At 64.9% G+C, this 24,732-nt stretch carries 28 protein-coding genes; 16 read left to right on the top strand and 12 right to left on the bottom strand.

From position 1 onward, the window contains the following. Positions 1-13: 13 nt before the first annotated feature. Positions 14-1,018, bottom strand: a complete 1,005-nt coding sequence (locus LB552_RS11130) for a polysaccharide deacetylase family protein (RefSeq protein WP_224605333.1) — start codon at positions 1,016-1,018, stop codon at positions 14-16. Positions 1,019-1,221: 203 nt separating this feature from the next. Between LB552_RS11130 and LB552_RS11125 the strand changes: the two genes are divergently transcribed. Together LB552_RS11125 and der are read left to right on the top strand one after the other, a co-directional pair. Continuing rightward, positions 1,222-1,887 carry a tetratricopeptide repeat protein gene (locus LB552_RS11125; RefSeq protein WP_140845806.1) on the top strand — a complete coding sequence of 222 codons (666 nt, stop codon included), beginning with the start codon at positions 1,222-1,224 and terminating at the stop codon, positions 1,885-1,887. Positions 1,888-1,893: 6 nt separating this feature from the next. After that, complete coding sequence (der, locus tag LB552_RS11120) at positions 1,894-3,324, top strand: ribosome biogenesis GTPase Der (RefSeq protein ID WP_224546899.1); 1,431 nt, start codon at positions 1,894-1,896, stop codon at positions 3,322-3,324. A gap of 110 nt (positions 3,325-3,434) precedes the next feature. Here the strand turns inward: der and LB552_RS11115 are convergent, their stop codons facing one another. Beyond that, positions 3,435-4,355, bottom strand: coding sequence for a LysR substrate-binding domain-containing protein (locus LB552_RS11115; protein WP_224605292.1), 921 nt, complete (start codon positions 4,353-4,355; stop codon positions 3,435-3,437). Between the two features lie 115 nt (positions 4,356-4,470). On the opposite strand from LB552_RS11115, the gene LB552_RS11110 reads away from it, so the two are divergent. From LB552_RS11110 to LB552_RS11080, 7 genes are all read left to right on the top strand, one after another. After that, positions 4,471-5,745: an MFS transporter gene (locus LB552_RS11110; protein ID WP_224605289.1), complete on the top strand. Its 1,275-nt coding sequence runs from the start codon at positions 4,471-4,473 to the stop codon at positions 5,743-5,745. A gap of 172 nt (positions 5,746-5,917) precedes the next feature. Further along, entirely contained in the window at positions 5,918-7,099 is a 1,182-nt protein-coding gene (locus LB552_RS11105) for a cell wall hydrolase (protein WP_224601281.1), read from the top strand. A gap of 387 nt (positions 7,100-7,486) precedes the next feature. Further along, a complete protein-coding gene (locus LB552_RS11100) occupies positions 7,487-7,879 on the top strand; it encodes an AtpZ/AtpI family protein (protein WP_095768724.1) in 393 nt (130 codons plus the stop codon). 64 nt (positions 7,880-7,943) lie between these two features. Then, positions 7,944-8,702 carry a F0F1 ATP synthase subunit A gene (locus LB552_RS11095; protein WP_095768723.1) on the top strand — a complete coding sequence of 253 codons (759 nt, stop codon included), beginning with the start codon at positions 7,944-7,946 and terminating at the stop codon, positions 8,700-8,702. Between the two features lie 75 nt (positions 8,703-8,777). Then, positions 8,778-9,002 carry a F0F1 ATP synthase subunit C gene (locus LB552_RS11090; RefSeq protein ID WP_027164582.1) on the top strand — a complete coding sequence of 75 codons (225 nt, stop codon included), beginning with the start codon at positions 8,778-8,780 and terminating at the stop codon, positions 9,000-9,002. Between the two features lie 60 nt (positions 9,003-9,062). Then, complete coding sequence (locus LB552_RS11085; protein ID WP_095768722.1) at positions 9,063-9,644, top strand: F0F1 ATP synthase subunit B; 582 nt, start codon at positions 9,063-9,065, stop codon at positions 9,642-9,644. 11 nt (positions 9,645-9,655) lie between these two features. Further along, the gene (locus LB552_RS11080) at positions 9,656-10,147 is read left to right on the top strand and encodes a F0F1 ATP synthase subunit B (RefSeq protein ID WP_224605286.1); all 492 of its coding nucleotides are present in this window, start codon (positions 9,656-9,658) and stop codon (positions 10,145-10,147) included. 444 nt (positions 10,148-10,591) lie between these two features. On the opposite strand, the gene LB552_RS11075 is transcribed toward LB552_RS11080, so the two are convergent. After that, the gene (locus tag LB552_RS11075; RefSeq protein WP_224605275.1) at positions 10,592-11,290 is read right to left on the bottom strand and encodes a ribonuclease HII; all 699 of its coding nucleotides are present in this window, start codon (positions 11,288-11,290) and stop codon (positions 10,592-10,594) included. A 194-nt stretch (positions 11,291-11,484) separates the two neighbouring features. Further along, complete coding sequence (locus LB552_RS11070) at positions 11,485-12,639, bottom strand: PA0069 family radical SAM protein (protein WP_140845812.1); 1,155 nt, start codon at positions 12,637-12,639, stop codon at positions 11,485-11,487. Positions 12,640-12,787: 148 nt separating this feature from the next. Between LB552_RS11070 and LB552_RS11065 the strand changes: the two genes are divergently transcribed. Then, a complete protein-coding gene (locus LB552_RS11065) occupies positions 12,788-13,291 on the top strand; it encodes a glycosyltransferase (protein ID WP_095768718.1) in 504 nt (167 codons plus the stop codon). A 36-nt stretch (positions 13,292-13,327) separates the two neighbouring features. On the opposite strand, the gene moaB is transcribed toward LB552_RS11065, so the two are convergent. From moaB to LB552_RS11035, 6 genes are all read right to left on the bottom strand, one after another. Next, entirely contained in the window at positions 13,328-13,885 is a 558-nt protein-coding gene (gene moaB, locus LB552_RS11060) for a molybdenum cofactor biosynthesis protein B (RefSeq protein ID WP_224605273.1), read from the bottom strand. After that, the gene (locus LB552_RS11055) at positions 13,872-14,765 is read right to left on the bottom strand and encodes a 4-(cytidine 5'-diphospho)-2-C-methyl-D-erythritol kinase (protein WP_224605955.1); all 894 of its coding nucleotides are present in this window, start codon (positions 14,763-14,765) and stop codon (positions 13,872-13,874) included. Before LB552_RS11055 ends, moaB begins: the two co-directional genes overlap by 14 nt. 25 nt (positions 14,766-14,790) lie before the next feature. Further along, positions 14,791-14,976, bottom strand: coding sequence for an NfeD family protein (locus LB552_RS11050; RefSeq protein ID WP_095768715.1), 186 nt, complete (start codon positions 14,974-14,976; stop codon positions 14,791-14,793). Positions 14,977-15,059: 83 nt separating this feature from the next. Continuing rightward, on the bottom strand, positions 15,060-15,917 hold the full coding sequence (locus LB552_RS11045) for a S49 family peptidase (RefSeq protein ID WP_095768714.1): 858 nt from the start codon (positions 15,915-15,917) through the stop codon (positions 15,060-15,062). Between the two features lie 242 nt (positions 15,918-16,159). Beyond that, positions 16,160-16,957 (bottom strand): tRNA1(Val) (adenine(37)-N6)-methyltransferase, encoded by a 798-nt coding sequence (locus LB552_RS11040; protein WP_224605272.1) that lies wholly within the window; start codon positions 16,955-16,957, stop codon positions 16,160-16,162. Beyond that, positions 16,957-17,181 (bottom strand): DUF2007 domain-containing protein, encoded by a 225-nt coding sequence (locus LB552_RS11035; protein ID WP_027164594.1) that lies wholly within the window; start codon positions 17,179-17,181, stop codon positions 16,957-16,959. Before LB552_RS11035 ends, LB552_RS11040 begins: the two co-directional genes overlap by 1 nt. Positions 17,182-17,335: 154 nt before the next feature. Here LB552_RS11035 and LB552_RS11030 point away from each other — a divergent pair, with 154 nt between their 5' ends. The 5 genes from LB552_RS11030 (at position 17,336) to LB552_RS11010 (ending at position 22,467) form a co-directional block, all read left to right on the top strand. Beyond that, the gene (locus LB552_RS11030) at positions 17,336-18,349 is read left to right on the top strand and encodes a polyprenyl synthetase family protein (protein ID WP_112095919.1); all 1,014 of its coding nucleotides are present in this window, start codon (positions 17,336-17,338) and stop codon (positions 18,347-18,349) included. Between the two features lie 100 nt (positions 18,350-18,449). Then, on the top strand, positions 18,450-19,115 hold the full coding sequence (locus LB552_RS11025) for a GntR family transcriptional regulator (protein WP_224605270.1): 666 nt from the start codon (positions 18,450-18,452) through the stop codon (positions 19,113-19,115). Between the two features lie 351 nt (positions 19,116-19,466). After that, complete coding sequence (locus LB552_RS11020) at positions 19,467-20,075, top strand: biotin transporter BioY (RefSeq protein ID WP_224605268.1); 609 nt, start codon at positions 19,467-19,469, stop codon at positions 20,073-20,075. Further along, the gene (locus tag LB552_RS11015; protein ID WP_224605267.1) at positions 20,072-20,488 is read left to right on the top strand and encodes a DUF1284 domain-containing protein; all 417 of its coding nucleotides are present in this window, start codon (positions 20,072-20,074) and stop codon (positions 20,486-20,488) included. The genes LB552_RS11020 and LB552_RS11015 overlap by 4 nt, the downstream gene beginning before the upstream one ends. Before the next feature lie 203 nt (positions 20,489-20,691). Next, entirely contained in the window at positions 20,692-22,467 is a 1,776-nt protein-coding gene (locus LB552_RS11010) for a tetratricopeptide repeat protein (RefSeq protein ID WP_224605265.1), read from the top strand. Positions 22,468-22,861: 394 nt separating this feature from the next. Here LB552_RS11010 and LB552_RS11005 read toward each other — a convergent pair whose 3' ends face one another. Further along, the gene (locus tag LB552_RS11005) at positions 22,862-23,323 is read right to left on the bottom strand and encodes a GNAT family N-acetyltransferase (protein ID WP_224605254.1); all 462 of its coding nucleotides are present in this window, start codon (positions 23,321-23,323) and stop codon (positions 22,862-22,864) included. Between the two features lie 193 nt (positions 23,324-23,516). Here LB552_RS11005 and LB552_RS11000 point away from each other — a divergent pair, with 193 nt between their 5' ends. Continuing rightward, positions 23,517-24,440, top strand: a complete 924-nt coding sequence (locus LB552_RS11000; RefSeq protein WP_224605952.1) for a glycine--tRNA ligase subunit alpha — start codon at positions 23,517-23,519, stop codon at positions 24,438-24,440. On the opposite strand, the gene LB552_RS10995 is transcribed toward LB552_RS11000, so the two are convergent. After that, positions 24,437-24,619: a hypothetical protein gene (locus tag LB552_RS10995; RefSeq protein WP_224526492.1), complete on the bottom strand. Its 183-nt coding sequence runs from the start codon at positions 24,617-24,619 to the stop codon at positions 24,437-24,439. The two genes, LB552_RS11000 and LB552_RS10995, sit on opposite strands and share 4 nt — an antisense overlap. Positions 24,620-24,732 lie beyond the last annotated feature (113 nt).

Below are 24,732 nucleotides of genomic sequence, written 5' to 3'. Positions count from 1 at the left end.
GCGGCCGGTCCAGTTAGCCGCCCACCGCCGCCTGCGCCTGCCCGGGCCGCTGGCGCGCGAGATAGTCGCGGAAACTGATGCACTCGACATCGGCCTTCACGCAGACCTCGCCGGCGAAGCGCTCCAGCGCGTTCCAGTAGGCGCCGTCGTTCATCAGGGTGAAGTGGAAGCCGAGCTCCAGCGGCAGGCGCTTGCCGTTGTACTGAGCCTCGAAGGCGGTGTGGAACGCCTGATAGGCGCGCTCGGTGAATGCGTCCGCCTCGGCCGGCTTTTCGGTGCCGCCCGAGTGGCGGACATAAAGATTGTAATCCATGGCGACGACCAGCTTGGCCTTGTCTCCCTCCGGGATAAGCGGCAGGGCGAAGCGGGTTATGCCATTCAGGGTTGGCGGCACGACCGGGCCGCTCGAGACGCCGCTCGCGTCGTATTCAAAGCCGGCCTCGGGCAGCGCTTCGTAAAGCGCCTTATCGGTGGCCAGATAGGGCGCGCGAAAACCGGTTACGGTATGGCGAGCGAAATTGCGCCAGCCGGCCGGTTCCTGGATGCCGTTGATGGCATAGGCGTTCTCGAAAATGCGGCGCGCGGAGGCGAATTCGGCCAGCCAGTCGGCCTTGCTCCAGTCCTTGCCGTCGAAATGGCCGCAGGCATGGCTGCCGATGTCGTGGCCTTCGGCAGCTGCCAGCCGGACCTGCTCCAGCCGGTCGGCGACATCCTGTTTCGAGGCGCCGAAGCCGACATTCGATTTGCCGGCGGCCTTGCCGGGGCCGGCATAGTGCAGCCGCGTCTCGGGAGAGAGCAGGAAGACGCAGGACAGGAAATAGGTGAAATGCGCGCCCGTGCGCTTTGCCAGCGCCCGGCTGCGCTGCCATTGCGAGATATCGCGGGCGGCGTCGAACGAGATCAGCACGACCTGCTTGGCCGGGGAAACGGTTGGCGATTTCGGCGGATCGGCGAAGGCGGTATTGGCTGAGGCGAGCGAGGCAAGACTGATCGCAAGGACGCGGTACGAACGAAGCATTGACAACCTTCTGGCGGGGACGTCTTCCGGCCGATCGGAAGCCGGCTATCGCGCAAATGTGGCGCGGTTGCGTTCAGGTATGGACTGTGGGCGCCCGGCATTCTCAGCCGATTTTCCGGTCCGCCCCCTTCCATGCCGACGAAATTTCGCTAAAACGCGGGCTCAAGAAGCGCCCCCTCCTGGGGCCGCAATGGTTTTGATTGATGTCGGACGACAGTTTTATCCGCGAAGTCAACGAAGAGATTCGTCGCGAGCAGGCGCAGAAGCTATGGGACCGTTTCGGCCCGGCCATTCTCGGCCTTGCCATCCTGATCGTGCTCGGCACCGCCGCTGTCGTCGGCTACCGCTATTGGGACGAAACCCGCGCCAACCGCTCGGGCGACGCCTTCTCGGCGGCCCTCAAGCTCGCCAATGACGGCAAGAACGACGAGGCGATCGCCGCGCTCGACCAGCTGGAGAAGGACGGCTACGGCGCCTATCCGCTGCTCGCCCGCATGCGCGCCGCGACCGTCAAGGCCAACAAGGGCGACGTCGATGGCGCGGTCAAGGATTTCGACGAGGTCGCCGCCGACAGCGCCATTCCCGCCGGCATTCGCGATATCGCGCGGCTGAGGGCGGCGCTCCTGCTCGTCGACCACGGCTCCTACGCCGATGTCTCCAGCCGCATCGAGGCGCTTACCGCCGACACCAATCCGCTGCGCCATTCGGCGCGCGAGGCGCTCGGCCTTGCCGCCTGGAAGGACGGCAAGTCGGCGGACGCGCTCAAACTGTTCGACCAGATCTCTTCGGATGAAGCCGCCCCGCGCAATGTGCGCCAGCGCGCGCAGCTGATGTCCGAGTTGATCCGCGGGTCGGGCAACGTGTCGTGATCCTGGATGGGCTTCAAAGTCGCCATCATCGGCCGGCCTAACGTCGGCAAATCGACTCTTTTCAATCGGCTGGTCGGAAAGAAGCTGGCGCTTGTCGACGACACGCCTGGTGTAACGCGCGACCGCCGTGTCCATGCGGCAAAACTCTACGATCTCCATTTCGATGTCATCGACACCGCCGGTTTCGAGGACGCAGCGGCTTCGACGCTTCCCGGCCGCATGCGCCAGCAGACCGAAATCGCCATTCGCGAAGCCGACCTCATCTTCTTCACCGTCGATGCCAAGTCGGGCCTGATGCCCGACGACCGCACCTTCGCCGAGGTGGTGCGCAAATCGGGCAAGCCGGTGGTGCTCGTCGCCAACAAGGCAGAGGCGCGTGGCGCTCAAGGGGGCATGCTGGAAGCCTGGGAGCTCGGCCTCGGCGAGCCGATCCCGATCTCGGCCGAGCACGGCCAGGGCATGCCGGATCTGCGCGACGCCGTAATTGAAGCGCTCGGCCAGGAACGCGCTTTCGGCGAGGATGAGGAAGACGAAGCCGGCGAGATCGCCGCCAGCGAGGTTCTGATCGGCGAGGACATCGCCGACCCGGATGCTGAAGCGCCCTATGACGACACCAAGCCGCTGCGCATCGCCGTCGTCGGCCGCCCGAACGCCGGCAAGTCGACGCTGATCAATGCGCTGATCGGCGAGGAGCGGCTGCTCACCGGTCCGGAAGCCGGCATTACCCGCGATTCGATCTCGGTCGACTGGGACTGGCGTGGCCGCAGGATAAAGCTGTTCGACACGGCCGGCATGCGCCGCAAATCCAGGATCCATGAAAAGCTGGAAGTGCTCTCGGTGCAGGATGGCCTGCGCGCCATCCGCTTCGCCGAGATCGTCATCATCATGCTCGACGCCACCATCCCGTTCGAGAAGCAGGATCTGCAGATCGCCGATCTCATCATCCGCGAGGGCAGGGCGCCGGTGATCGCCTTCAACAAATGGGACCTGATCGACAATCCGCAGGAGCTGCTGGCCGAGCTGCGCGAAAAGACCGAGCGGCTCCTGCCGCAGGTGCGCGGTATCCAGGCGGTGACGGTCTCGGCCGAGACCGGGCGCGGCCTCGACCGGCTGATGGAAAGCGTCATCAAGACGCACAAGGTCTGGAACAGCCGTGTCTCTACCGGCAAGCTCAACCGCTGGCTGGAAGGCATCCTCGCGCATCACCCGCCGCCCGCCGTCGCCGGCCGCCGGCTGAAGATCAAATACGTCACCCAGGCCAAGACCCGCCCGCCGGGCTTCGTCGTCTCCTGCTCCCGCCCGGACGCCATGCCGCAATCCTATGTCCGCTATTTGACCAACAGCCTGCGCGAGGCCTTCGACATGCCAGGCGTGCCGATCCGCATGGCACTGCGCACCTCGGACAATCCGTTTGCGGGCAGGGCGAAGAAGCGGTGACTTCTGGGAAAGCGCCGACGCTGATCCCTCGTCATCCACGGGTCTACGCGCGTCGCTCCGCTCCTTGCCTCGCCCTAGAATGACGATGTCGAAAGGCGTCGGCTAGGACGCTAAGCGACCTCTCGCAACCCATCGCCGGTTCGCGCTCCCTCCGGCAACGTCTCCACTGCCGCCTGCAGCAGGATCTCCGCCAGCCGCGCTGCCACCGGGTCGAGCTCGGCGTCCTTCCGGTGCAGGTGCAGCGCCATCGTCGGCAGGGCAGGAAGCCCGAGGACTCCCGGCGCGATCGCCCTGACATTGGCAGGCAGGCCGATATCGGTGCGGATCGTCAGGCCGAGGCCTGCCGCCACCGCCGCCCAGATGCCGCCGAGGGAAGGACTCGAGAAGGACATGCGCCAGGGCATGCCCGCGCGATCGAGTGTCTCGGTCGCCACGGTTCTGAGCAGGCACGGCGCCTCGAACACCACCAGCGGCAGCGGCTCGCCATTGCGCGGACCAGCCTCGATCGGCTTGGCCGGGCCGATCCAGCGCGCCGGCACGTCGGCGACATGGCGGCTATAGGGCAGGGCCGTGCCGTCATGCCAGGCAAGCGCGATGTCGAGATTGCCTGACAGGACACGCTCGGCCAGGTCGTGGCTGCGGCCGATCCGTGCTTCGATGCGGACCTTGGGATGGGCGCGGGCGAAGCGGCCGAGCACGTCGGGCAGCACGGCCTCGCCGAAATCCTCCTGCAGGCCGAGCCGTACCCAGCCTTCCAGCTCGACGTCGCGGATGGCGGAGGTCGCCTCGTCGTTGAGCTCGATCAGCCGCCGCGCGTAGCCGAGCATCGTCTCGCCGGCTTCGGTGAGCGCCAGGCCGCGCCCTGCCTTGCGGAAGATCGGCGTGTCCGCCTGCTCCTCCAGCTTCTTCAATTGCGCGCTGACCGCGGATGTCGAGCGGCCAAGCCGTTCGGCCGCCTTGGCGAAGCTGCCCAGCTCCATGCCGGTGACGAAGGTTCTGAGGACATCAAGGTCGAAAGTGACGCGGCGCATCGGGATTATCCTAATTTTCAGAACTGTCGATCAAAAACTTCCTGATTTTATGGATGAAGCTATGGCGCTACATCCGGTCCGTCAAGCCGTCAGCCGGTCGCAACGGGAATGAACCATGTCCGCCATCGTCACACGCAACGACTGCCAACCGGCTGATGCAAGCGCCGGCGCCTCAGCCCGCCGCGCCTTCGGCCCCAACCATCGCTGGAAGGTGCTGGGCATCGGGGTCGCCGCCAATGCCGGCTTCTCCGCCACCTTCTCCGGCATTCCGGCAACCGCAGTGGCGATGCGCCAGGGCTACCACCTCGACAATGCTTCGCTGGGCTTGGCATTGGGTCTACTCGGTCTCGGCGTGGCGCTGAGCGAGCTGCCCTGGGGAGTGCTCACCGACCGCTGGGGCGACCGCCGCGTGCTCCTGACCGGGCTCGGCGCGACGGCCGCATGGCTTTTCATCATGGCGCTGCTTGTCGTGCCGACGAAAATGGCCGTTCCCGGCGTCGCGCTGCTGTCGGCCAGCCTGCTCGTCGCCGGCCTGCTCGGCGGCAGCGTCAACGGTTCCAGCGGCCGCGCCATCATGGGCTGGTTCGGCGACGGAGAGCGCGGCTTCGCCATGAGCATCAGGCAGACGGCGGTGCCGCTCGGCGGCGGGCTGGGCGCTCTCATCCTGCCTTCGCTGGCGCTGGCTTTCGGCTTCGCCGCGGTCTTCGGCCTGCTTGCCGTCGTGTCCGCGCTCTCGGCCTGGTTTGCCTGGCGTTGGCTGCACGAGCCGCCGGCGGAAAGCGGCGGTCACGCCGCCGCAGCGGCAAGCGGCCCGGCGCCCTTGCGCAACATCGAGGTGTGGCGCATGTCGACCGCCATCGGCCTGCTCTGCTTCCCGCAGGTCGCGGTGCTGACCTTCGGCTCGGTCTTCCTGCATGACTTTGCGGGCATGGGCACCTTGGTGACCAGCGCGAGCCTCGCCGCCGTGCAGACCGGCGCCATGGTGATGCGCGTATGGAGCGGCCGTTTCACCGACCGCCACGGCAACCGCCGCCCGTTCCTGAAACTCTGCAGCGCGCTGAGCGCATTTGCCTTCCTGGCGCTGTGGCTGCTGGTGATCGGCGCTGCCGGCGCACCGTGGCTGCTGGTGCTGCTTCCACTGATGGTCATCGTCGCCGGCATATCCGTCTCGGCCTGGCACGGCGTCGCCTATACCGAGCTTGCCACCCTTGCCGGCGCCGGCCATGTCGGCACCGCGCTCAGCCTTGCCAACAGTTTCGTCTTTATCGGCTTCTGCCTGGTGCCGATCGCCATCCCCTGGATCTTGGTCGCCTTCGCATGGCCGGGCGTGTGGCTGGCGGCGGCGGTTTGCGCGGTGCTCGCCTGGCCGATCTTCCTGCGCCAGGCCTGATTCAGCCGAAGCCGATGCACCCACCCAGGCCTGATTCTTCATCGGCCCGCTGTGGAAATTGCAAGCCGGCTTGCCTCAAACATGAAAAGAACATGATCGATGTCGTTAACCCCGCATCAAGGTTAATGCTTCATTTTGACTCTCCGGGGTCAGTAGCGTTCTGGAGAGTTCCGTGCATCGACGCGTTTCATTGCGGCTTGCCGCCGCCGCCGTTGCGAAAAAACGTTCCTTTCTTCCTCCTTTGGTACTCGGGCTCGGTATTTGGATCGGCTTCCCGTCGGCCGTCGCCTATCAGGATATGGCAAGCCTGATCTCCGGCCTGGAATCGTCCGACACCCGCTGGAACGCCTATATCGAGAAATCCGCAGCTGGCTCAGTGCACGCGGCCGAAATGCCGTTTGTCGATTCCGTCACCACCGGCTCGCTCTCCGGTTCCGGCGTAAATTTGCCGGGGGTTGGCACCGTCGCCTTCCGCGGCAAGGGCAGCGCCGTTGGCGCGACGCCCGATGAGGATCGTGTCGTGCGCGCCGACAAGAAGGGCCGCATCGTCAAGGTGTCGCCAGTCGCGCCGCCCAAGAATTTCAGCGCCGGCTCGATTTTCGAGCGCACCTCCTCGCTGCTGCGTCCCGCGATGGACAGCGGCCTGAAGCTCACCTTCGCCAAGCCGGGCATCAAGGGCAAGGAAGTCCAGATCGCCCAGGCCTTCCATCTTCGCGAGGACAAGAGGCCGGATCCGGCGCTGCCGGCGGCGCTTGTCGCCCTCGTCAACAACGACAAGCCGGACATCCTTGCCACGGCCTATGCCCAGTCCGCGCCCGACTACGCCAAGGCTTCGCCCTTCGAGGCGCTGCTGCAGGACGATCCCAACGATGGCCGCTTCATTCCGCCGATGGGCAAGGGCGACCATGCCTGGCTGCAGACCCCCCTGCCGGCAAGTGTCTTTTCCAAGCCCGAGCAGGCCTGCCTTGCCAAGGGCATCTATTTCGAGGCGCGCAGCGAGCCGGTCCGCGGCCAGGCGGCGGTGGCGCAGGTGATCCTCAACCGCGTCCGCAACCCGACCTATCCGAAGACGATCTGCGGCGTCGTCTACCAGAACGACAATTGGTTCAACCGCTGCCAGTTCTCCTTTGCCTGCGACGGCAGGAAGAAGACAATCACCGACCTGGCCTCCTACAAGACCGCCCAGGAGGTTGCCATGGCGGTGACCGCCGGCAAGATATTCATTCCCGAGGTCGGTTCTTCGACTCATTACTACGCCAATTACGTCCATCCGGGCTGGGCGCGGGCCATGCACAAGATGACCAGGATCGGCCTGCATATCTTCTACCGCACCTATGGCGGCGGCTGGAGCTGAGCCGCTAAAGCATGTCTCCCGAAAGTGGTAAGCGGTTTCGGGAAGACACGCGCGAAATCAAAAACTGAAGCGCGTGGAGCGAATCTGAAGGATCGCGACGCGCTTTAGGTGGCTCGAGCTGAGCCGCTTAAATACCACCCCGGCCAACCTTCCTCCGACGCCCGGCAATGCCTCGGCGGACGCGCCTTGTCGCGCGGATTCGCGCCGTTACCTCACGCAGGCGTGAAGGGCACGATGTCGCACCTCGATAAACCATTGATTTAACTGTTAAAAATACATCGCTTGGAAGTTCGGCCCGTGGCTTGACGGGGGCGGACCCTCTAACTATGTTGCCGGCGACTTTAGAAGCGGACGGACGGCAATCGTCTGCCCGGGCAGGGGGGGGCGATGGCCGACAAAACCGGGCCAGACGGAACCGGAGAAACCGGCCGCGGCAGGCAGCCAGAAGCCACCATCCGCGACGACGAACTTGAGCGCCGCCGGCGCGACCTCGAAGCATCGCTTGCGACGAGACGCACGGACCGGTCCGAGGGGAAAGACGAAGCGAAAGCTGCGACCGGTTACGGTCAGGCGCTGAAGCTGTCCAGCGAGTTCATCGCCGGAGTGGTGGTCGGTGTCGGCTTGGGCTGGATCATCGACCGTCTGGCGGGAATAGCGCCCTGGGGTCTGATCGTCGGCCTGTTGCTGGGCTTTGGCGCAGGCATACTCAATGTCCTGCGCTCGGCGGGACTGGCATCGGAATTCGGCCAGGGCGGCAAGCCGCGCGAGCCGAGAGAATGAAGTGAGGCGCCGCAGGGCGCTAAGTGAATTAAAAAGCCGTTTGTGGCTTTGACGGGGATTTAAAGTGGCTGCTGACAAGGTCGATCCGATCCACCAGTTCCAGATCCATCCGATCATCCCGCTGCATATCGGCGGCTACGACGTATCTTTCACCAACTCCTCTTTGTTCATGGTCGTGACGATCGTCCTGGCGTCCGCCTTCCTCTATATGAGCACCGCCAGCCGGGCCTTGATTCCGGGTCGCCTGCAGTCGGTGTCCGAAATGGCCTACGAATTCGTCGGCAACATGCTGCGCGATGCCGCGGGCAAGCAGGGCATGCAGTTCTTCCCGCTGGTGTTCTCGCTGTTCATGTTCGTGCTGGTCGCCAACCTGATCGGCCTGTTCCCTTATTTCTTCACCGTCACCAGCCACATCATCGTCACCTTCACGCTGGCGATCCTGGTCATCGGCACGGTCCTCGTCTACGGCTTCGCCAAGCACGGCTTCGGCTTCCTCAAGCTGTTCGTGCCGCATGGCGTGCCGGGCTACCTTCTGCCGCTGGTGGTGGCGATCGAAATCATCTCCTTCGTCTCGCGGCCCGTCAGCCTCTCGGTTCGTCTTTTCGCCAACATGCTGGCCGGCCACATCACGCTGAAAGTGTTCTCGGGCTTCGTCGTCAGCCTGAGCGCGTTTGGCGCCGTCGGTATCGCCGGCTCGGTGCTGCCGCTTGCCATGGCGGTCGCGCTCTCCGCGCTCGAGCTGTTGGTCGCCTTCCTGCAGGCCTATGTGTTCGCGGTGCTGACCTGCATGTATCTGAACGACGCGCTGCACCCGAGCCACTGATTTTCACCGGCGCCCCGGCGCCAGCTTACCCAACGTACCAACTTCAACGAACAGAGAAACCACAGGAGTTTTGAAATGGACGCAACTGCAGCAGCTGCTATCGGCGCTGGTATCGCCTGCATCGGCATGGGCGGCGCGGGCATCGGCCTCGGCAACATCTTCGGCAGCTACCTCTCGGGTGCGCTCCGCAACCCGTCGGCTGCCGACGGCCAGTTCGGCCGCCTGATCTTCGGCTTCGCGGTGACCGAAGCTCTGGGCATCTTCTCGCTCCTGATCGCTCTGCTCCTGGTCTTCAAGTAAGAGCCGGCGCTGACGAAAGGGGCCGCATGGTGCGGCCCGTTCTAGGGACAGGGGAATGAGATGTTCGTGACATCTGCCTATGCGCAAGAAGCAGCGCCGGCCGCGGCCGAGGGCGATACGCATGCCGGCACTGCCGTGCCTGCCGCGGAGCATGAAGCGTTCCCGCCGTTCGATGCCAAAACCTTCCCGTCGCAGATCCTGTGGCTGGTCATCACCTTCGGGCTCTTTTACCTGTTCCTGAAGCGGGTTGTGATGCCGCGTCTTGGCGGCATCATCGATGTCCGCAACGACCGCATCACCCAGGACCTCGACCATGCCGCAAGGCTGAAGGGCGAGGCGGACGCCGCGGTTGCTGCCTATGAGCAGGAACTGGCGGAAGCCAAGGTCAACGCCAACAAGATCGGCCAGCAGGCGAACGACGCCGCCAAGGCGCAAGCCGAGGGCACGCGCAAGAAGCTCGAGGCCGAGCTTGAGAAGAAGCTTGGCGAGGCCGAGGCGAGCATCGCCTCGATCAAGGCCAAGGCGATGAAGGAAGTCGGCACTATCGCCGAGGACACGACCTCGGCCATCGTCGAGGCGCTTGTCGGCGGCAAGGCCGACAAGGCCGAAATCGCGGCCGCGGTCAAATCCGCGAGCCGGTGAGGAGCGGGATCATGGACGCCACATCACTCGCCACGCTCTGGGCCACCATCGCCCTGATCATCTTCCTCGGCGCCGTCGTCTATCTGAGGGTGCCGGGCATGCTTGCCAAGTCGCTCGACGCCCGCGCGGCCAAGATCAGCAGCGAGCTCGAGGAGGCACGGCGCCTGCGCGAGGAGGCCCAGCAGCTGCTGCGCCAGTATCAGCAGAAGCGCAAGGAAGCCGAGAAGGAGGCCGCCGACATCGTCGCTGCCGCCAAACGCGAGGCTGACTTGCTTGCCTCCGAGGCGGCCAAGAAGACCGAGGACTATGTCGCCCGGCGCACCGCGCTTGCCGAGCAGAAGATCAGCCAGGCCGAGCGCGAGGCGGTGAGCGAAGTGCGCGCCACCGCCGTCGACATCGCCGTCGAAGCCGCCCGCACGCTGCTCGCCGCCAAGGTCGACGTCAAGGCAGGCGCGGATCTGTTCAAGTCGGCGCTCAATGATGTGAAGGCCAAGCTGAACTGAGCCGACTTCGAAACTTCGAACTCAAAAGCTGCCTGGGCAACCCGGCGGCTTTTTTGTTTGGAAGGAGCGCGGCGCCGAAGCTGCCAATCTTCCCCACAAGGGGCTACGCTATGCACACATTCCGAGCAGCTGGTCTTGGTGATAGCGTGCGTGGCAGCTTGGCGCATGCATTGTCTTATGTAGCGCTGGTCGACCCCCACTCCGTCTCGGCTTCGCCGAGCCACCTCTCCCCCGATCGACGGGGTAGAGGAAGGCGCCAAGCTTTTTGCCGTCAATGCTCGTCCAGCAACGCTCCCTTCCTTTCCCTCCGCAGGGGGAAAGGTGGCGCTGCGAAGCAGCGACGGATTGGGGGAACCACGTGGCAATCAAGCCTCAGGTCGATCAGTCACGCCAGTGACAGAGGATGTCCGCAAGCCGTAACCACATTGGGGGCAGATCAGCTAACTACTCGAGCCCGGCGAGGCTCTCTTCCTCTTCCGCCATCTCAATCCCACCCAACCGGAACGGCGCGAACGAGGCCCGGTGGAGCCGTGCCACCGGCCCATGCGCCTCGATCGCGGTGCGGTGGCGGACCGTCGCGTAGCCCATATGCACTTCGAAGCCGTAGTGCTCGTGATGTCCGCCGCAGCCACACATCATGCGGTCGCGCATCACCTTGGCGACGATCGAGGCGGCGGCGATCGACTGCGAGCGCTGGTCGCCCTTGATGAGCGCGCGGCCTTCGCAGGCGAGACCTGGCGGTATGTCGCGGCCGTCGGCCAGGGCGAGCTTCGGTCGCAAGGACAGGCCGGCGGCAGCGCGGCGCATCGCTTCGAGGCTGGCTTTCAAAATGTTGCTGTTGTCGATGCCTTCGGCGCTGATCGAAGCCATCGAGATGCTGAGCGCCGAGCCGAGAATCTTGAGAAACAGCGCCTCGCGCTGCAAATGGGTGAGGCGCTTGGAATCGTCGAGGCCTTCGGGAATGTTGGCGGGGTTGAGCACCACCGCGGCGGCCACCACCGGACCGGCGAGCGGACCGCGGCCGGCCTCGTCCATACCGGCGACCGGCCACAGCCCGTCGGCTATCGCTTTCGTCTCGATCGAGAAGTCGGGCTTCTCGACCATTTCAAAGAGAAGCGGAGAATCGGAACGCGCGCGAGCCATGGTGCGGCGAGGTTCGCATCGGCTCCGATTCTCCGCAAGTCCTTCCGGGTCGGATGGGGCGTCGGACCGGGAAGGCACCGTCTCACAGCCGGGGGACAGGGGCCGGACGGGATTTCGAAACAAATAGCAATTCCAGACCGAAAATCGCTTTGCCTGGAAGTGCTTAGCGCCGGCCGTCATGGCCGGTGCTGGCGTCAAAGCAGCATCAGCTGCTCGCCGGCACTGGCGCCTGCGACGAATTGGTCGGTGCGAAGCTGCCGCCGCTCGACATTGAGGCCGAGCCGCTTGGCGGCGATCTCGAAGCGCCGGCCGATCTGCCAGGCATAGGGACCGGCGCCCTTCATGCGCTTGCCCCATTCGGAATCGTAATCCTTGCCGTCGCGCATCGAGCGGATAAGCGACATCACATGCCGGTAGCGGTCGGGATAATGGCGCAACAGCCAGTCCTTGAAGATCGGCGCCACTTCGAGCGGCAGGCGCAGGATGACGTAGCCGGCCTCCCGCGCGCCGGCGGCTCTAGCCGAATCGAGGATGCGCTCCATCTCGGGATCGGTAAGCCCCGGAATAATCGGCGCCACCATGACCGATGCCGGGATGCCGGCATCCGAAAGCTGCCTGATCGCCTCCAGCCGCTTCGTCGGCGTCGAGGCGCGTGGCTCCATCGTTCTCGCCAGCATGCGGTCGAGCGTCGTCACCGACAGCGCCACCTTGGCAAGGCCGCGCTCGGCCATGCGCGACAGGATGTCGATGTCGCGTGTCACCAGCGCCGACTTGGTGACGATGCCTACCGGATGACCGCGCGCTTCCAGCACTTCCAGGATCTCGCGCATGATGCGGTATTGCTTCTCGATCGGCTGGTAGGGATCGGTGTTGGTCCCGATGGCGATCGTGCGCGGCTGGTAGCCCGGTTTCGACAATTCCCTGTCCAGCATGCGCGCGGCATCCGGCTTGGCGAACAGCTTCGATTCGAAATCGAGCCCCGGCGACAGGCCCATGAAGGCATGCGTCGGCCTGGCGAAGCAGTAGACGCAGCCATGCTCGCAGCCGCGATAGGGGTTGATCGAACGGTCGAAGGAGATGTCAGGCGACTCGTTGCGCGTGATGATGGTGCGCGGCTTTTCGACCTGCACTTCCGTCTTGAACGGCGGCAGTTCCTCCAGCGAGTTCCAGCCGTCGTCGAACACATGCCGGCTGATCGGCTCGAACCGGCCGGACGGATTGATCCCGGCCGAGCGGCCGCGATTGCGATCGGGCCGCACGCGCAAGCCGCTCTGCTCGATCATCGCGTTCGCCATCTCGGCTCGGCCTGCTCCGAAAGCGGCAATGTCGGCGCGCACGATCTGTTCCATTTTCGCCCTCTCCCAGGGACTGTCGGCAGGCTGTCGAATCGCTCTGTTCATGAAACTATTCCTATTTCGCCGAAGAGAACAAAGCAAGAACTTTTTCGCTTGAAGCGCGCAACTGGCGCATCGCCGCACTTTCCGCTATTCGGCTAAAATGCTCAGCGTCCTTATCGAAACCCGCAACGACGAAGAGGGGCTTGCCCGTACGCTCGCCTCGCTGGTCGGCGGCGCGGTCGAAGGCGTCGTGCGCGACGTGATCGTCTGCGATCAAGGCTCGACCGATCAGACGCACCGGGTGGCCGAGCATGCCGGCTGCCACTATGCGACCGGCGGGATCGGCGCCGGTATCGGCCAGGCCAAGGGCGACTGGCTGCTCCTGCTCGAGCCGGGGGCGCGGCTCGCCGAGGGCTGGATCGACGAAGTCGTGGCGCACACCGCGAAACAGACCATGCCGGCGCGCTTTTCACGCGCCCGCGCCAACCGTGCGCCTTTCCTGGCCAGGGTGTTCTCGAGCAATCGTGCGCTGGCCGAGGGGCTTGTCATCAGCAAGCGTCAGGCCTCGGCTCTGGCAAAGAGCGCGCGCAGCGCCGAAGCCCTGGCGCGCGGCCTGGCGACCAGAAGGCTGAACGCCGAAATCTGGATCGCGCCGCCGAAATGATGCCCCGCCGTGCCGGCCGGGCGCCTTAACTGAGCTTTACGAGGTGGGCTTGCCGCCGCGCCTGAGATGCTCGTCCAGCCGCGGCATGATCTCGACGAAGTTGCAGGGCATGTGCCGGTAGTCGAGCTGCGCCTTGATGATGCCGTCCCAGGCGTCCTTGCAGGCGCCGGGCGAGCCCGGCAGCACGAAGACGAAGGTGGCGTTGACGACGCCGCCTGTTGCCCGGCTCTGGATCGTCGAGGTGCCGATCTTGTCGTAGGAGATGCGGTGGAAGACTTCCGAAAAGCCGTCCATGCGCTTTTCGAAGATCGGCTCCAGCGCCTCCGGCGTCACGTCGCGGCCGGTGAAGCCGGTGCCGCCGGTTGTGATCACGACATCGATGTTTTCGTCCTTCGACCAGCCAAGCACCTTGTCGCGGATCTTGTCGCGGTCATCGGTCACGATATCGCGCACGGCAAGGTTGTGGCCGGCTTCCGCGATGCGGTCGGCCAGCGTCTGTCCGGATTTGTCTTCGGCGAGGCCGCGCGTGTCGGAGACGGTAAGCACGGCGATGCGCACCGGAATGAAGGGCCGGCTTTCGTCAAGCTTCGCCATCGCTCACCTCCATGCTGCGCGTCGCGGCAACGAACCAGTCGGGGTGGCGGGCGCGGATCTCGATCGCCGCGCGTTTTGCAACATTGCCGGTCTCGAACAGGCCGAAACAGGTGGCGCCCGAGCCGGACATGCGCGCGAACGCGGCGTCGGCACGCTTGAGCGCCTTGAGCGCCTCGCCGATCGCCGGCTGGACCGAACGGGCGGCGGGCTCGAGATCGTTGCGCGTCGTCTCCAGCCAGTTGCGGATCGAGTGGAAATCGAGGCGCTTAGGCAGCGGCGGCAGCGCCTCGTTATCGCGGCTGGAGAGCGCCTTGAACACGTCCGGCGTCGAGACCGCGACGCCCGGATTGACCAGCACCAGGCCAAGCGCAGGAAAGGCGGATAGCGGCGAGACTTCATCGCCGATACCGCGTGCGATCAGCGGCTTTGATTTGAGGCACATCGGCAGGTCGGCACCGAGCGAAAGCCCGATCCGCGCCAGCGAATTGTCGTCGATATCGAGCTTCCAGAGCCGCGCCAGGCCATTAAGCGCGGCCGCAGCGTCGCTCGAGCCGCCGCCGACTCCGGAGGCGATGGGCAGGTTCTTCTCCAGCCGGATGGCGACCGGCGATCCCTGTTGCATGCCGGCTTCCCGGCGCAAGGCATCGCGCGCCTTCACCACCAGATTGTCGCCGTCGAGCGGCAGCCCGGCGGCATAACGGCCGGATACCGAGAATTCATCCTGCTCGGCCCGTTCGATCTCGAGCCGGTCGCCGAAGCGGGTGAAGACGGCAAGACTGTCGATGAGATGGTAGCCGTCGGCGCGCTGTCCGATGACATGCAGCGCCAGGTTGATCTTGGCAGGCGCAAGCCATGTCCGGACCTCTGTGCCGGGCTCCAGGATGTCGGCTGCTGGCGAGATGGGATCAGTCCTTGGCGAGACGATATTCGCCGGTCTTGGGGTCCTTGACCAGCGTGCCCGTCGTGCCGTTCGCCGCCTGTCTTTCGGTACGCCGGATCTTGGCCGTCACGCGTTCGGCCTCGCGCACGAAAGCGCGGTAGCCAAAGTAAGCGGCGGCGCCGACAACGGCGAAGAAAATGATCTGCGGCATCTCTAAACTCCCCCCGCGTCCTCGCGGCAAGGCCGGCCGAATGGGTCGGTCAAGCGGCCATGCTAGCCGCATTCATGGCTTTTTCAAAGCCCGAAGCGCGCCCACAGCGCGCGCTCTTCCGCCGCATCGAGGACGCCGCTGGCGGCGGCCGCCGCGATATCCGGCGCCGAAACGCGCGAGCCGAACAGGCCGAAACGGCCGAACAGACCGCGCGGCGCGGTGATCAGCTTGAGCTGCGTCTTCTCGCCGAAACGGGTTTTGAGCACGCTGCGCATATCGCCCAGCGCATCGACAAGGCCGAGCTCGAGGCCGCGCTTGGCGGTCCAGAACAGGCCGGTGAACAGGTCCGGGTCGTCCTTGAGCTTGCTGCCGCGCCGTTCCTTGACGAGGTCGATGAAGGTCTCGTGCACTTCGAGCTGCAGCGCCTTCAGTCGCTCGACGTCCTCCTCCTTCTCGGGCTTGAACGGATCGAGCACGGCCTTGTTCTGGCCGGCGGTGTGAACGCGCCGCTCGACGCCGATCTTCTTCATCAGCTCCGGGAAGCCGAAAGAGGCCGAGACCACGCCGATCGAGCCGACGATCGAGGACGGGTCGGCGAAGATCTCGTCGCCGGCAACCGCGATCATGTAGCCGCCCGAGGCCGCCACGTCCTCGACGAAGACCAGCACCTTCTTGTTCTTTTCCGCCGCCAGGTCGCGGATGCGCTTGAAGATCAGACGCGACTGCACCGCTGAGCCGCCCGGCGAATTGATCGAGATGGCGACCGCCGGCGCGTCGAAGCCGAACGCCTTTTCGATCAGGCCGGCCGTCGAGGCGAGCGACAGGCTCGGCCGGAACTGGCCTCCGCCGGCCATGATGGGGCCTTGCAGCCGGATGACCGGAATGGTGACGACTGTCGAGCGCCAGGATTTCGGCAGCAGGCGGTTGAAAAGGCGTTTCACGAATGATTGTCTCCGGACAAAAGGCAAAGGAGCAAGATGAGATCAGGTCGGTTGGTCTGTTTCACGGTCGCGGCATCATCCTGCTTGGGCATGTAAGGAACTCGCCGGCCAACGGCAATGCCGCATCGCCGGCCAGTGCATGTCGCGCAAAAGTGTGCAGCGGTTTTGCGAAAAAGACATGCATAAAACAAAAACTTGAAGCGCGTCGCTAGAATCCATTTCAACGCGACGCGCTTCAAGGATCAATCGCCGAACAGCGATGCCAGGCCGTTATTGATCATTTCCGTCCGCTCCGCCGGCCCGTTGCCGGACGGCCCGTGCAAGATGAGCGGCGGGCGGATCGACAATTTTCCGCGCGCGCCGAGCACCGCCCTGACGACGATGCGGATCGCCGCCGCATCCGGCCGCGGATGCACGCACAGCAACTCGGCATCGCCGAAGCGTCCCTCGATCGCGTCCAGGATGGCAACCAACTGCTCGGGCCGCGCGATGACGGCCAGCCCGCCGCGCGGCCTGGCGACGGCGGCGGCGCTCCTGATCCAGCGCTCGAACAGCCCGTCCTCCGCCACATGCGCCTCTCTGCGCAACGCGTCGGGCGTCGAGCGATCCTCGGCCGCGTTGAACGGCGGGTTCATGATGACGAAGTCGAAGGAGTTGTCGGCAAGCCCGGCCTCGGTCCGCGCTCGACCGGTCAGCGTCACGTCGGCGGTCAGCACCGAGGCGCGGTCGCCGAGATGGCCATTGCCGGGATGCGAAAGCGTGGCAGTGGCGAACCCGGCCATTTCGGCGGAGCGCTCGACGAGCACGGCCTGCGCCGCCGGACAGCGCGACAACACGGCAAGGGCGGCGGCGCCGGCGCCCGCGCCGAAATCGGCGAGCCGGCCGGAAAAGCCGGACGGCACGGCGGCCGCCAGCATCATGGCGTCCATGCCGGCGCGATGACCGCCGCGGCTCGGCTGCACCAGCCAGAAGCGCCCGCGATGGAAGGCATCGATCGTGTGCGCCGGCGTATCCGGGACGGGGGCGGTGCTGGCTCCCATTATTTTTTGCGGATCTCGTTCTCGATGCCGGCATCCTTGAGGATGCGCCGTGCGGCATCGACCTTTTCGGCATCGACCATCACGCGCCGCGGCAGGATGCCGAGCGAACCGTCGAGCACGCTCATATTCTGGTCGGCGACGAAACAGGCGATGCCGGCATCGCGCATCAGCGATTCGACAAAGGAGATGACGACGGCGTCGTTGGTGCGGACAAGCTCGATCATGAAACGAAAATCGCAGGTTGTGGCGTTCGTGTAAACGTGCGCGTGGACACTCCGTCGGCGGAGCCGCGCTAATTCGCCTCTTGCCGTGCCCGGTTGCACCGCCCTAGAGTCGGCGAGGGACCAAGGGTGCGTCAGATTGACGGGAGTTGTCGTGGTGGGTGTCGTTCTCAACATCGAAGGCAAGCGGGAACCCGCTTCCATCAAGGATTTGATCGATCTGACAGCCGCCGATATGGGGCGGGTCAACGAGCTGATCCTGTCCAAGGCCGGCTCCGACGTCGAAATGATCCCGGAGATCGCCAATCATCTGATCTCCTCCGGCGGCAAGCGGCTCAGGCCCATGCTCACGCTCGCCGCCGCGCAGATGTTCGGCTATTCCGGCGAAGGCCATGTCAAGCTCGCGACCGCCGTCGAATTCATGCACACGGCGACGCTTCTGCATGACGACGTGGTCGACGAGAGCGCGCTGCGCCGCGGCAAGAAGACGGCGCGCATGATCTGGGGCAACCAGGCGAGCGTGCTCGTCGGCGATTTCCTGCTCGGCCAGGCTTTCCGCATGATGGTCGAGGTCGGCTCGCTGGAAGCGCTGGACATCCTGTCGGCCGCAGCCTCCATCATTGCCGAGGGCGAGGTCATGCAGCTGGCCGCCGCCAAGAACCTCGAGACCACCGAGGACGAGCATTTCGCCGTCATCAAGGCCAAGACGGCGGCGCTGTTCTCGGCCGCCGCCGAAGTCGGGCCGGTCATCGCCCAGGCCTCGCGCACCGATCGCGCCGCGCTTCGTTCCTACGGCATGAATCTCGGCCTTGCCTTCCAGCTCATCGACGACGCGCTGGACTATGGCGGCTCGAGCAAGGATCTCGGCAAGAATGTCGGCGACGATTTCCGCGAGGGCAAGGTGACGCTGCCGGTGATCCTCGCCTACCGGCGCGGCACCAAGGCCGAGCGCACCTTCTGGAAGCGCGCCATCGAGGACAACGTCGCTGACGATGCCGGGCTTGAAAAGGCTATCGGACTGATGGCCCGCCACGGCGCCATCGCCGATACGATCGGCCGCGCCCGCCATTTCGGCGAGATCGCCCGCGACGCGCTGGCGCCGCTGGAGGCGACGCCGCAGAAGTCGGCTTTGATCGACGTGATCGATTTCTGCATCAGCCGCGTCAACTGAGCCCGCGGATCCGGCACATTTGGGTCCGCCGGGAAGGGCGCCTGTGAATCCCGCGCCGGCCGTCTCGACAAGGAGCGGTCCGGCAAATTATCTATAAAACATGGCCAGCAAAGAAGACACGATCGCCGTCCGCATCAGCAAGGAACTGGCGGATCGCATCATTTCGGGTGCGATCGAGCCCGGATCGCGGCTGCGCCAGGACCATGTCGCCGAGGAATTCAACACCAGTCATGTCCCGGTGCGCGAGGCCTTCCGGCGCCTGGAGGCTCAAGGATTGGCGATCGGCGAACCGCGCCGCGGCGTGCGCGTCGCCTCTTTCGATCTCGGCGAGGTCAGGGAGGTGGCCGAGATGCGGGCGGCGCTCGAAGTGCTGGCGCTGCGCCATGCCGTGCCGCATCTGACGGCGTCGATCCTCGACCAGGCCGAGGAGGCGACCAAGGCCGGCGACAAATCCCGCGACGTGCGCTCCTGGGAAGAGGCCAATCGCACCTTCCATCGGCTGATCCTGGCGCCCTGCAGCATGCCGCGCCTGCTCTCCACCATCGACGACCTGCATGCCGCGAGCGCGCGCTTCCTTTTCGCGGCCTGGCGCTCGGAATGGGAAACCCGCACCGACCAGGATCATCGGGCGATCCTGAGCGCCCTGAGACAAGGCAACACCGAATCGGCCGCCGCGACACTCGGGCGGCACGTGCAATGGATCGGCCAGAAGCCGGTCAAGACCGCTTCCGGCAAGACGCGCGACGCCTTCGCCATCGTGGGGTAGGTTTGGCGATTGGCGATTGGCCGAGGCTTCTCAGCCTCGTCATTCTAGGGCGGAGCCAGGAGCGGAGCGACGCGCGCAGACCCTAGAATCCATTCCGTGACCTATGAGCTTCGAGGCGACCAGACAATGGCACCGGTGCGCCGGCGTAGCCGGTCGCCTTCTTCGCCGCTGCATTCTTCGACCCGCGTAACGGAATGGATTCCAGGGTCTGCGCGCGTCGCTTCGCTCCTTGCTCCGCCCTGGAATGACGAATTCGAGGGCAGGCGCTTGCCATTCGTTTCAAAATATGGATTCGATAATAGATGAAGTCCTAAAATTATCTATAATTCCACGCCAACCAAGGAAGACACCGTGACCAACGCAGCCATTTCGACCCAAAACCCCTCCTTCAGCCCATTGCGGCTGCACAGCCGTTCGCTCGCCTGGCAGATCGGCGCGGTGATCCTCGGTTCGCTGTTCCTGGCGCTGTCGTCCTATATCGAGGTGCCGATGGTGCCGGTTCCGGTCACCATGCAGACCTTCGCCGTCACCCTGGTCGGCGCGCTTTATGGCTGGCGCTTCGGTGCGCTGACTATCGCCGCCTGGCTCGTCGAGGGCGCCGCCGGTTTCCCGGTTCTTGCAGGCGGCGCCGCTGGCATACAGCATTTCGTTGGCCCGACCGGCGGCTATCTCTTCGCCTTTCCGGTCGTCGGCGCTGTCGTCGGCTGGCTGGCCGAACGCGGCTGGAACGGCAATCGCGTCATGCTTGCCTTCGCTGCCATGCTCATCGGCAACCTGCTTTGCCTGGTTCTAGGCACCGCCTGGCTTGCCGTCATGATCGGCGCTGAAAAGGCCATCACCTTCGGCTTCGTGCCCTTCATCGTCGGCGGCATGCTCAAGTCGGCGCTGGGCGCGGCGACGCTGAAGCTCTTTTCCACCTATCGTGCAGAGCAAGGCGACCGCTCGTCCGGGACGCGATGACCGTCAAGCTGCGCGCCCATCATCTGCTCTGCCTGCTGACCTATGTCGGCAAGGGCTACTCGCCGGCCTTCACCGCCAATTACGACAAGGTGGTGAAGCGGCTGGGCGAGAGCGAGGCGGTGGTGATCGTTGCCGGTCCGGACGACGTCTGCGCCCCGCTGCTCGGTGAGCCGGAGCCGCATTGCCTGCGCGAGAGCGCCGCCGAGCGGGACCGGATGGCGGCGCGCGATGTGGGGGCTCTCCTCAACCGGCCCATCCAGGCCGGAGACCGGTTGGTGCTGGACGCCCCCAAACTGGCGGGGATGCGCAAGGCTTTTTCCGCCGGCCTGACGCGCCAGGCGTGCTCCGGCTGCGAATGGTCCGGCCTGTGCGATACGGTTGCCGCCAGCGGATTCAGCGATACCTATCTGTAGGCAATCCGATGCCGCATATGGGCGTCCCGGGCCTGCGCGCGGGATTTTCGCTGGCGCGGCATCGTTTTTTAAGCCGGATGATTGCATTGTGATTCGCCCGGCAATTGAAGCCTGACCCCAAAAAGGCCATGCTTTGACCGGAAAAGAGCGAGTCTGTGGGCGGTCCGCCAAGGGCGGGATCGCATCTGGCTGAAAGGGATACGATGCGGCAAGGACGTGCGCGCTGGCTGACGAGGCTGGCATTTTTGACCGGTGTGGCGCTTTGGGTGCTGCCGGTCCAGGCCAAGGAAGAGGCCCGACCGCTCCAGATCACGTCTTTCTCGGGCGCCTATCTCGCGGCTCATATCGCCGAAAGCGACAACGATCTCGACGATGCGATCGCCTATTACAAGCAGGCGCTGGCCTTTGCGCCGAACGACAAGGAATTGCAGCAGAGCCTGATGCTGGCTCTGGTCGCGCAAGGCCGCTTCGAGGAATCGCTCGTCTATGCCGACAAGCTGAAGGAAGTGCCGGACGTCGAGCGCTTCTCGCGCCTGGCTCTGGCCATCGATTCCTTCCACAAGAAGGACTACGCCAAGGCGCAGTACTGGCTGAAGCTCTCGCTGGAATCCGATCTCGACCGACTGCTCTCGGGCGTCATGGACGGCTGGGCCAAGGAAGGTGCCGGCAACGCGTCCGAGGCCATGGACTCCATCGACAAGCTCAAGGGCCCGGACTGGTTCGGCCTGTTCAAATCGTTCCACCGGGCGCTGATCGCCGACGCTGCCGGCCTGAACGACAAGGCCGAGGAACTCTACGCCGCCACCATGGCCGATACCGCGGCCGGCGGCTCCGCGCCCGAAACCTGGATGCGCAACGCCCAGGCCTATGCCTCGTTCCTGGTCCGCAAGGGCGACAAGTCGAAGGCGCAGGCGGTGTTGAACCAGGCCGAAGCCTTCGCGCCGGGCAAGCTCGAAATCACCACGCTGCGCGACCGCATCAGCAAGGGCGACAAGATCGAGCCGCTCGTCGCCGGTCCGGCCGACGGCGCGTCCGAAATCCTGCTTGACCTTGCCACCGCGCTCAACCGCGGCGGCGGCGAGCCTTTTGTGCGGCTCTATCTGCAATATGCCCTGGCACTGAAGCCGGACAGCGACGCAGCCCTTGTGCAGCTTGCCGCCGTGGCCGAGCAGTTGAAGGACGGCGAAGGCGCCGTCTCGCTCTACCGCCGCATTCCGGCGTCCTCGCCGCTGAAGGAGCTCTCCGACCTGCAGATCGGCCTCAACCTTGCCGATCTCGACAAGCATGACGAGGCGATTTCGCATCTCAAGGCCTATCTCGACAGACATCCGGACGACATGCGCGCCTATCTGGCGCTTGGCGGCGTCTATGGCTCGAAGGAAGATTTCCGCTCGGCCGCCAGTCTCTACGACAGGGCTGTCGACCAACTGAAGACGCCGACCGCCGCCAACTGGAACATCTTCTACCAGCGCGGCATCGCCTATGAGCGGCTGAAGGAATGGCCGAAGGCGGAACCCAATTTCCGCAAGGCGCTGGAGCTGCAGCCCGACCAGCCGCAGGTCATGAACTATCTCGGCTATTCCTGGGTCGACATGAACATGAACCTCAAGGAAGGCCTGGCGATGATCCAGAAGGCCGTGGATTTGCGGCCGAACGACGGCTACATCGTCGATTCGCTGGGCTGGGCCTATTTCCGCATGGGCCGCTTCGACGACGCCGTGCGCGAGATGGAGCGCGCCGTCTCGCTGAAGCCCGAGGATCCGGTCCTCAACGATCATCTCGGCGATGCCTACTGGCGCGTCGGCCGCAAGCTCGAGGCCACCTATCAGTGGACGCAGGCACGCGACCTGAAGCCCGATCCGGATGTGCTCGCCACTTTGCAGCAGAAGCTGCTCAAAGGCCTGCCGCCGATCGAATCCAACACCGCGCAGGAAACCCCCAAGGTGAAGCCGGAGCCGACGCCCGCGCCGAAAGGCTGAGCGCTTTTCGTCAACATTGAAGAATGCGGGGCTCATCGAGCCCCGTTTTCGTTTCGGCCCGGCGTCTGCCGAGCTCGGGCCTTGGCAGGTGGAGATTGGCCGAAACGGCCACTCTGTCGTCATCCACGGGCGGAGCAGCTGCGAAGCGACGCGCGCAGACCCGAGGATCCATTCCGTGACTTCTGAGCGCTGCTGCGGTGCAGAATTCTGCTCCGCTGCACTCCGCGGCTCAGGTCACGGAATGGATTCCAGGGTCTCTGCGACGCCGCTTCGCAGCTGCTCCGCCCTGAAATGACGAGGTTGGAAGGCTTCAACCAATCTCAGCGGTTGTCGTGGAAATGACCGGTGACAATCTTGCGCCGACAAACAGCTGCCTTTCCCTGTGTCGAGGAAACTAGAACATTTTTCTATAGACGATGAACCCCGACTTCTCGCCGATCTTGTCGTAGAGCTGCATCGCGGTGTGGTTCGTCTCATGCGTCAGCCAGTAGACGCGGTTCGCGCCCGCTTGCCTGGCGCGTTCATAGACGCCTTCGATCAGCGCCCGGCCGACGCCCTGGCCGCGCGCGGCCTGCGTGGTGAAGAGGTCCTGCAGATAGCAGCTCGGGGCGATCGATGTGGTCGAGCGATGATAGAGATAGTGCACGAGGCCGAGAAGCTTGCCCTCCTGCTCGGCCATCAGCGCATGCACCGGCTCATAGGCATCGAAGAAACGCGACCATGTCATCTGCGTGATCTCGCCGGCAAGCGCCGTCGGCCCGGAGCGTCCGTAAAACGCGTTGTAGCCGTCCCAGAGCGGCAGCCACTGCTCGTAGTCCAGCCTTGTGACGGGTCGTATGGTGAGTTGACCGGACATAGCGAAACCTCTGTCGTTGAGCTGGAACGGAGCAAACGGCGGCCGCCGCTCGACGGCAATGGGCCAGCCCGCCGCAAAGCTTTCCGCCTTGCCGGGCGCGAGCCTCCCGCCTTGACGCTCGGCGGCCCGGCAACTAGGGAAGCGTCATCCCGCGCTTTCCGAGGCCGCCGTGACCATCGAAATTCCTGCCCATATGCATCCCAGCCGCTCCTTCCAGGGGCTGATCCTGACCTTGCACAATTACTGGGCGGACTATGGTTGCGTCATCCTGCAGCCCTACGACATGGAGGTCGGCGCCGGCACCTTCCATCCGGCCACCACCTTGCGCGCGCTGGGCCCGCTGCGCTGGAACGCGGCCTATGTGCAGCCCTCGCGCCGCCCGAAGGATGGCCGCTACGGCGAGAACCCGAACCGCCTGCAGCACTATTACCAATACCAGGTGATCCTGAAGCCAAATCCGCCGAACCTGCAGGAACTCTATCTGGGCTCGCTGGAAGCAATCGGCGTCGATCCGCTGCTGCACGACATCCGCTTCGTCGAGGACGACTGGGAAAGCCCGACGCTGGGCGCCTGGGGGCTCGGCTGGGAGTGCTGGTGCGACGGCATGGAAGTCTCGCAGTTCACCTATTTCCAGCAGGTCTGCGGCATCGAATGCGCGCCGGTGGCGGGCGAGCTGACCTACGGCCTGGAGCGGCTCGCCATGTATGTGCAGGGCGTCGACAATGTCTACGATCTGAACTTCAACGGCCGCGAGGGCGCCGAGAAAGTCACTTACGGCGACGTCTTCCTGCAGGCCGAGCAGGAATATTCGCGCCACAATTTCGAATTCGCCAACACCGCGATGCTGCTGAGGCACTTCGAGGACGCCGAGGCCGAGTGCAAGGCGCTGCTCGATGCCGGCACGCCGAAGCCGAGCGACAATCTGGCGGTGCACCGCATGGTCTTCCCGGCCTACGACCAGTGCATCAAGGCAAGCCATGTCTTCAACCTGCTCGACGCGCGCGGCGTCATCTCGGCCACCGAGCGGCAAAGCTACATCCTGCGCGTACGCAATCTGGCCAAGGCTTGCGGCGAAGCGTTCCTCAAGACGCGGGCGGGCGGGCTGGCGGCGGCTTAAGCCGACACGGCCTTCGCGGTCTCGACGGCGGCACCGACCGGCAATACGATCTGCGCCGATGCGCCGTCGATCGTGCGCATGGCCTGCCTGATCCCAGGCATCGTGATCGTGCCGTGTGCCTGGACGGCGAAGCAGGCGCTGAGCGCCAGGATCTGCAGGGTTCTCGATGCCGTCTTCATCACCGTTCAGCCAATAGATCTCTGCCTGAGCGTTTGTCGCTTCAGCGCAGCGTTCGGTTCATGGGAAGTTCTGCTCCAAGGACGGGTGGGCCGGCGCCAACCCGACAGCGGGT

Source organism: Mesorhizobium sp. CA7, assembly GCF_020165015.1.
In the GTDB taxonomy this organism is placed as follows: domain Bacteria; phylum Pseudomonadota; class Alphaproteobacteria; order Rhizobiales; family Rhizobiaceae; genus Mesorhizobium.
This window is presented reverse-complemented; position numbering and strand designations above follow the sequence as displayed.

Bases quoted from the DNA above. Each gene is read 5' to 3' on its own strand.
- LB552_RS11130 (WP_224605333.1), bottom strand. From the start codon at position 1,018: ATGCTTCGTTCGTACCGCGTCCTTGCGATCAGTCTTGCCTCGCTCGCC.
- LB552_RS11125 (WP_140845806.1), top strand. From the start codon at position 1,222: ATGTCGGACGACAGTTTTATCCGCGAAGTCAACGAAGAGATTCGTCGC.
- der (WP_224546899.1), top strand. From the start codon at position 1,894: ATGGGCTTCAAAGTCGCCATCATCGGCCGGCCTAACGTCGGCAAATCG.
- LB552_RS11115 (WP_224605292.1), bottom strand. From the start codon at position 4,355: ATGCGCCGCGTCACTTTCGACCTTGATGTCCTCAGAACCTTCGTCACC.
- LB552_RS11110 (WP_224605289.1), top strand. From the start codon at position 4,471: ATGTCCGCCATCGTCACACGCAACGACTGCCAACCGGCTGATGCAAGC.
- LB552_RS11100 (WP_095768724.1), top strand. From the start codon at position 7,487: ATGGCCGACAAAACCGGGCCAGACGGAACCGGAGAAACCGGCCGCGGC.
- LB552_RS11090 (WP_027164582.1), top strand. From the start codon at position 8,778: ATGGACGCAACTGCAGCAGCTGCTATCGGCGCTGGTATCGCCTGCATC.
- LB552_RS11085 (WP_095768722.1), top strand. From the start codon at position 9,063: ATGTTCGTGACATCTGCCTATGCGCAAGAAGCAGCGCCGGCCGCGGCC.
- LB552_RS11080 (WP_224605286.1), top strand. From the start codon at position 9,656: ATGGACGCCACATCACTCGCCACGCTCTGGGCCACCATCGCCCTGATC.
- LB552_RS11075 (WP_224605275.1), bottom strand. From the start codon at position 11,290: ATGGCTCGCGCGCGTTCCGATTCTCCGCTTCTCTTTGAAATGGTCGAG.
- LB552_RS11070 (WP_140845812.1), bottom strand. From the start codon at position 12,639: ATGGAACAGATCGTGCGCGCCGACATTGCCGCTTTCGGAGCAGGCCGA.
- LB552_RS11065 (WP_095768718.1), top strand. From the start codon at position 12,788: ATGCTCAGCGTCCTTATCGAAACCCGCAACGACGAAGAGGGGCTTGCC.
- moaB (WP_224605273.1), bottom strand. From the start codon at position 13,885: ATGGCGAAGCTTGACGAAAGCCGGCCCTTCATTCCGGTGCGCATCGCC.
- LB552_RS11050 (WP_095768715.1), bottom strand. From the start codon at position 14,976: ATGCCGCAGATCATTTTCTTCGCCGTTGTCGGCGCCGCCGCTTACTTT.
- LB552_RS11040 (WP_224605272.1), bottom strand. From the start codon at position 16,957: ATGGGAGCCAGCACCGCCCCCGTCCCGGATACGCCGGCGCACACGATC.
- LB552_RS11035 (WP_027164594.1), bottom strand. From the start codon at position 17,181: ATGATCGAGCTTGTCCGCACCAACGACGCCGTCGTCATCTCCTTTGTC.
- LB552_RS11025 (WP_224605270.1), top strand. From the start codon at position 18,450: ATGGCCAGCAAAGAAGACACGATCGCCGTCCGCATCAGCAAGGAACTG.
- LB552_RS11015 (WP_224605267.1), top strand. From the start codon at position 20,072: ATGACCGTCAAGCTGCGCGCCCATCATCTGCTCTGCCTGCTGACCTAT.
- LB552_RS11010 (WP_224605265.1), top strand. From the start codon at position 20,692: ATGCGGCAAGGACGTGCGCGCTGGCTGACGAGGCTGGCATTTTTGACC.
- LB552_RS11005 (WP_224605254.1), bottom strand. From the start codon at position 23,323: ATGTCCGGTCAACTCACCATACGACCCGTCACAAGGCTGGACTACGAG.
- LB552_RS11000 (WP_224605952.1), top strand. From the start codon at position 23,517: ATGCATCCCAGCCGCTCCTTCCAGGGGCTGATCCTGACCTTGCACAAT.
- LB552_RS10995 (WP_224526492.1), bottom strand. From the start codon at position 24,619: ATGAAGACGGCATCGAGAACCCTGCAGATCCTGGCGCTCAGCGCCTGC.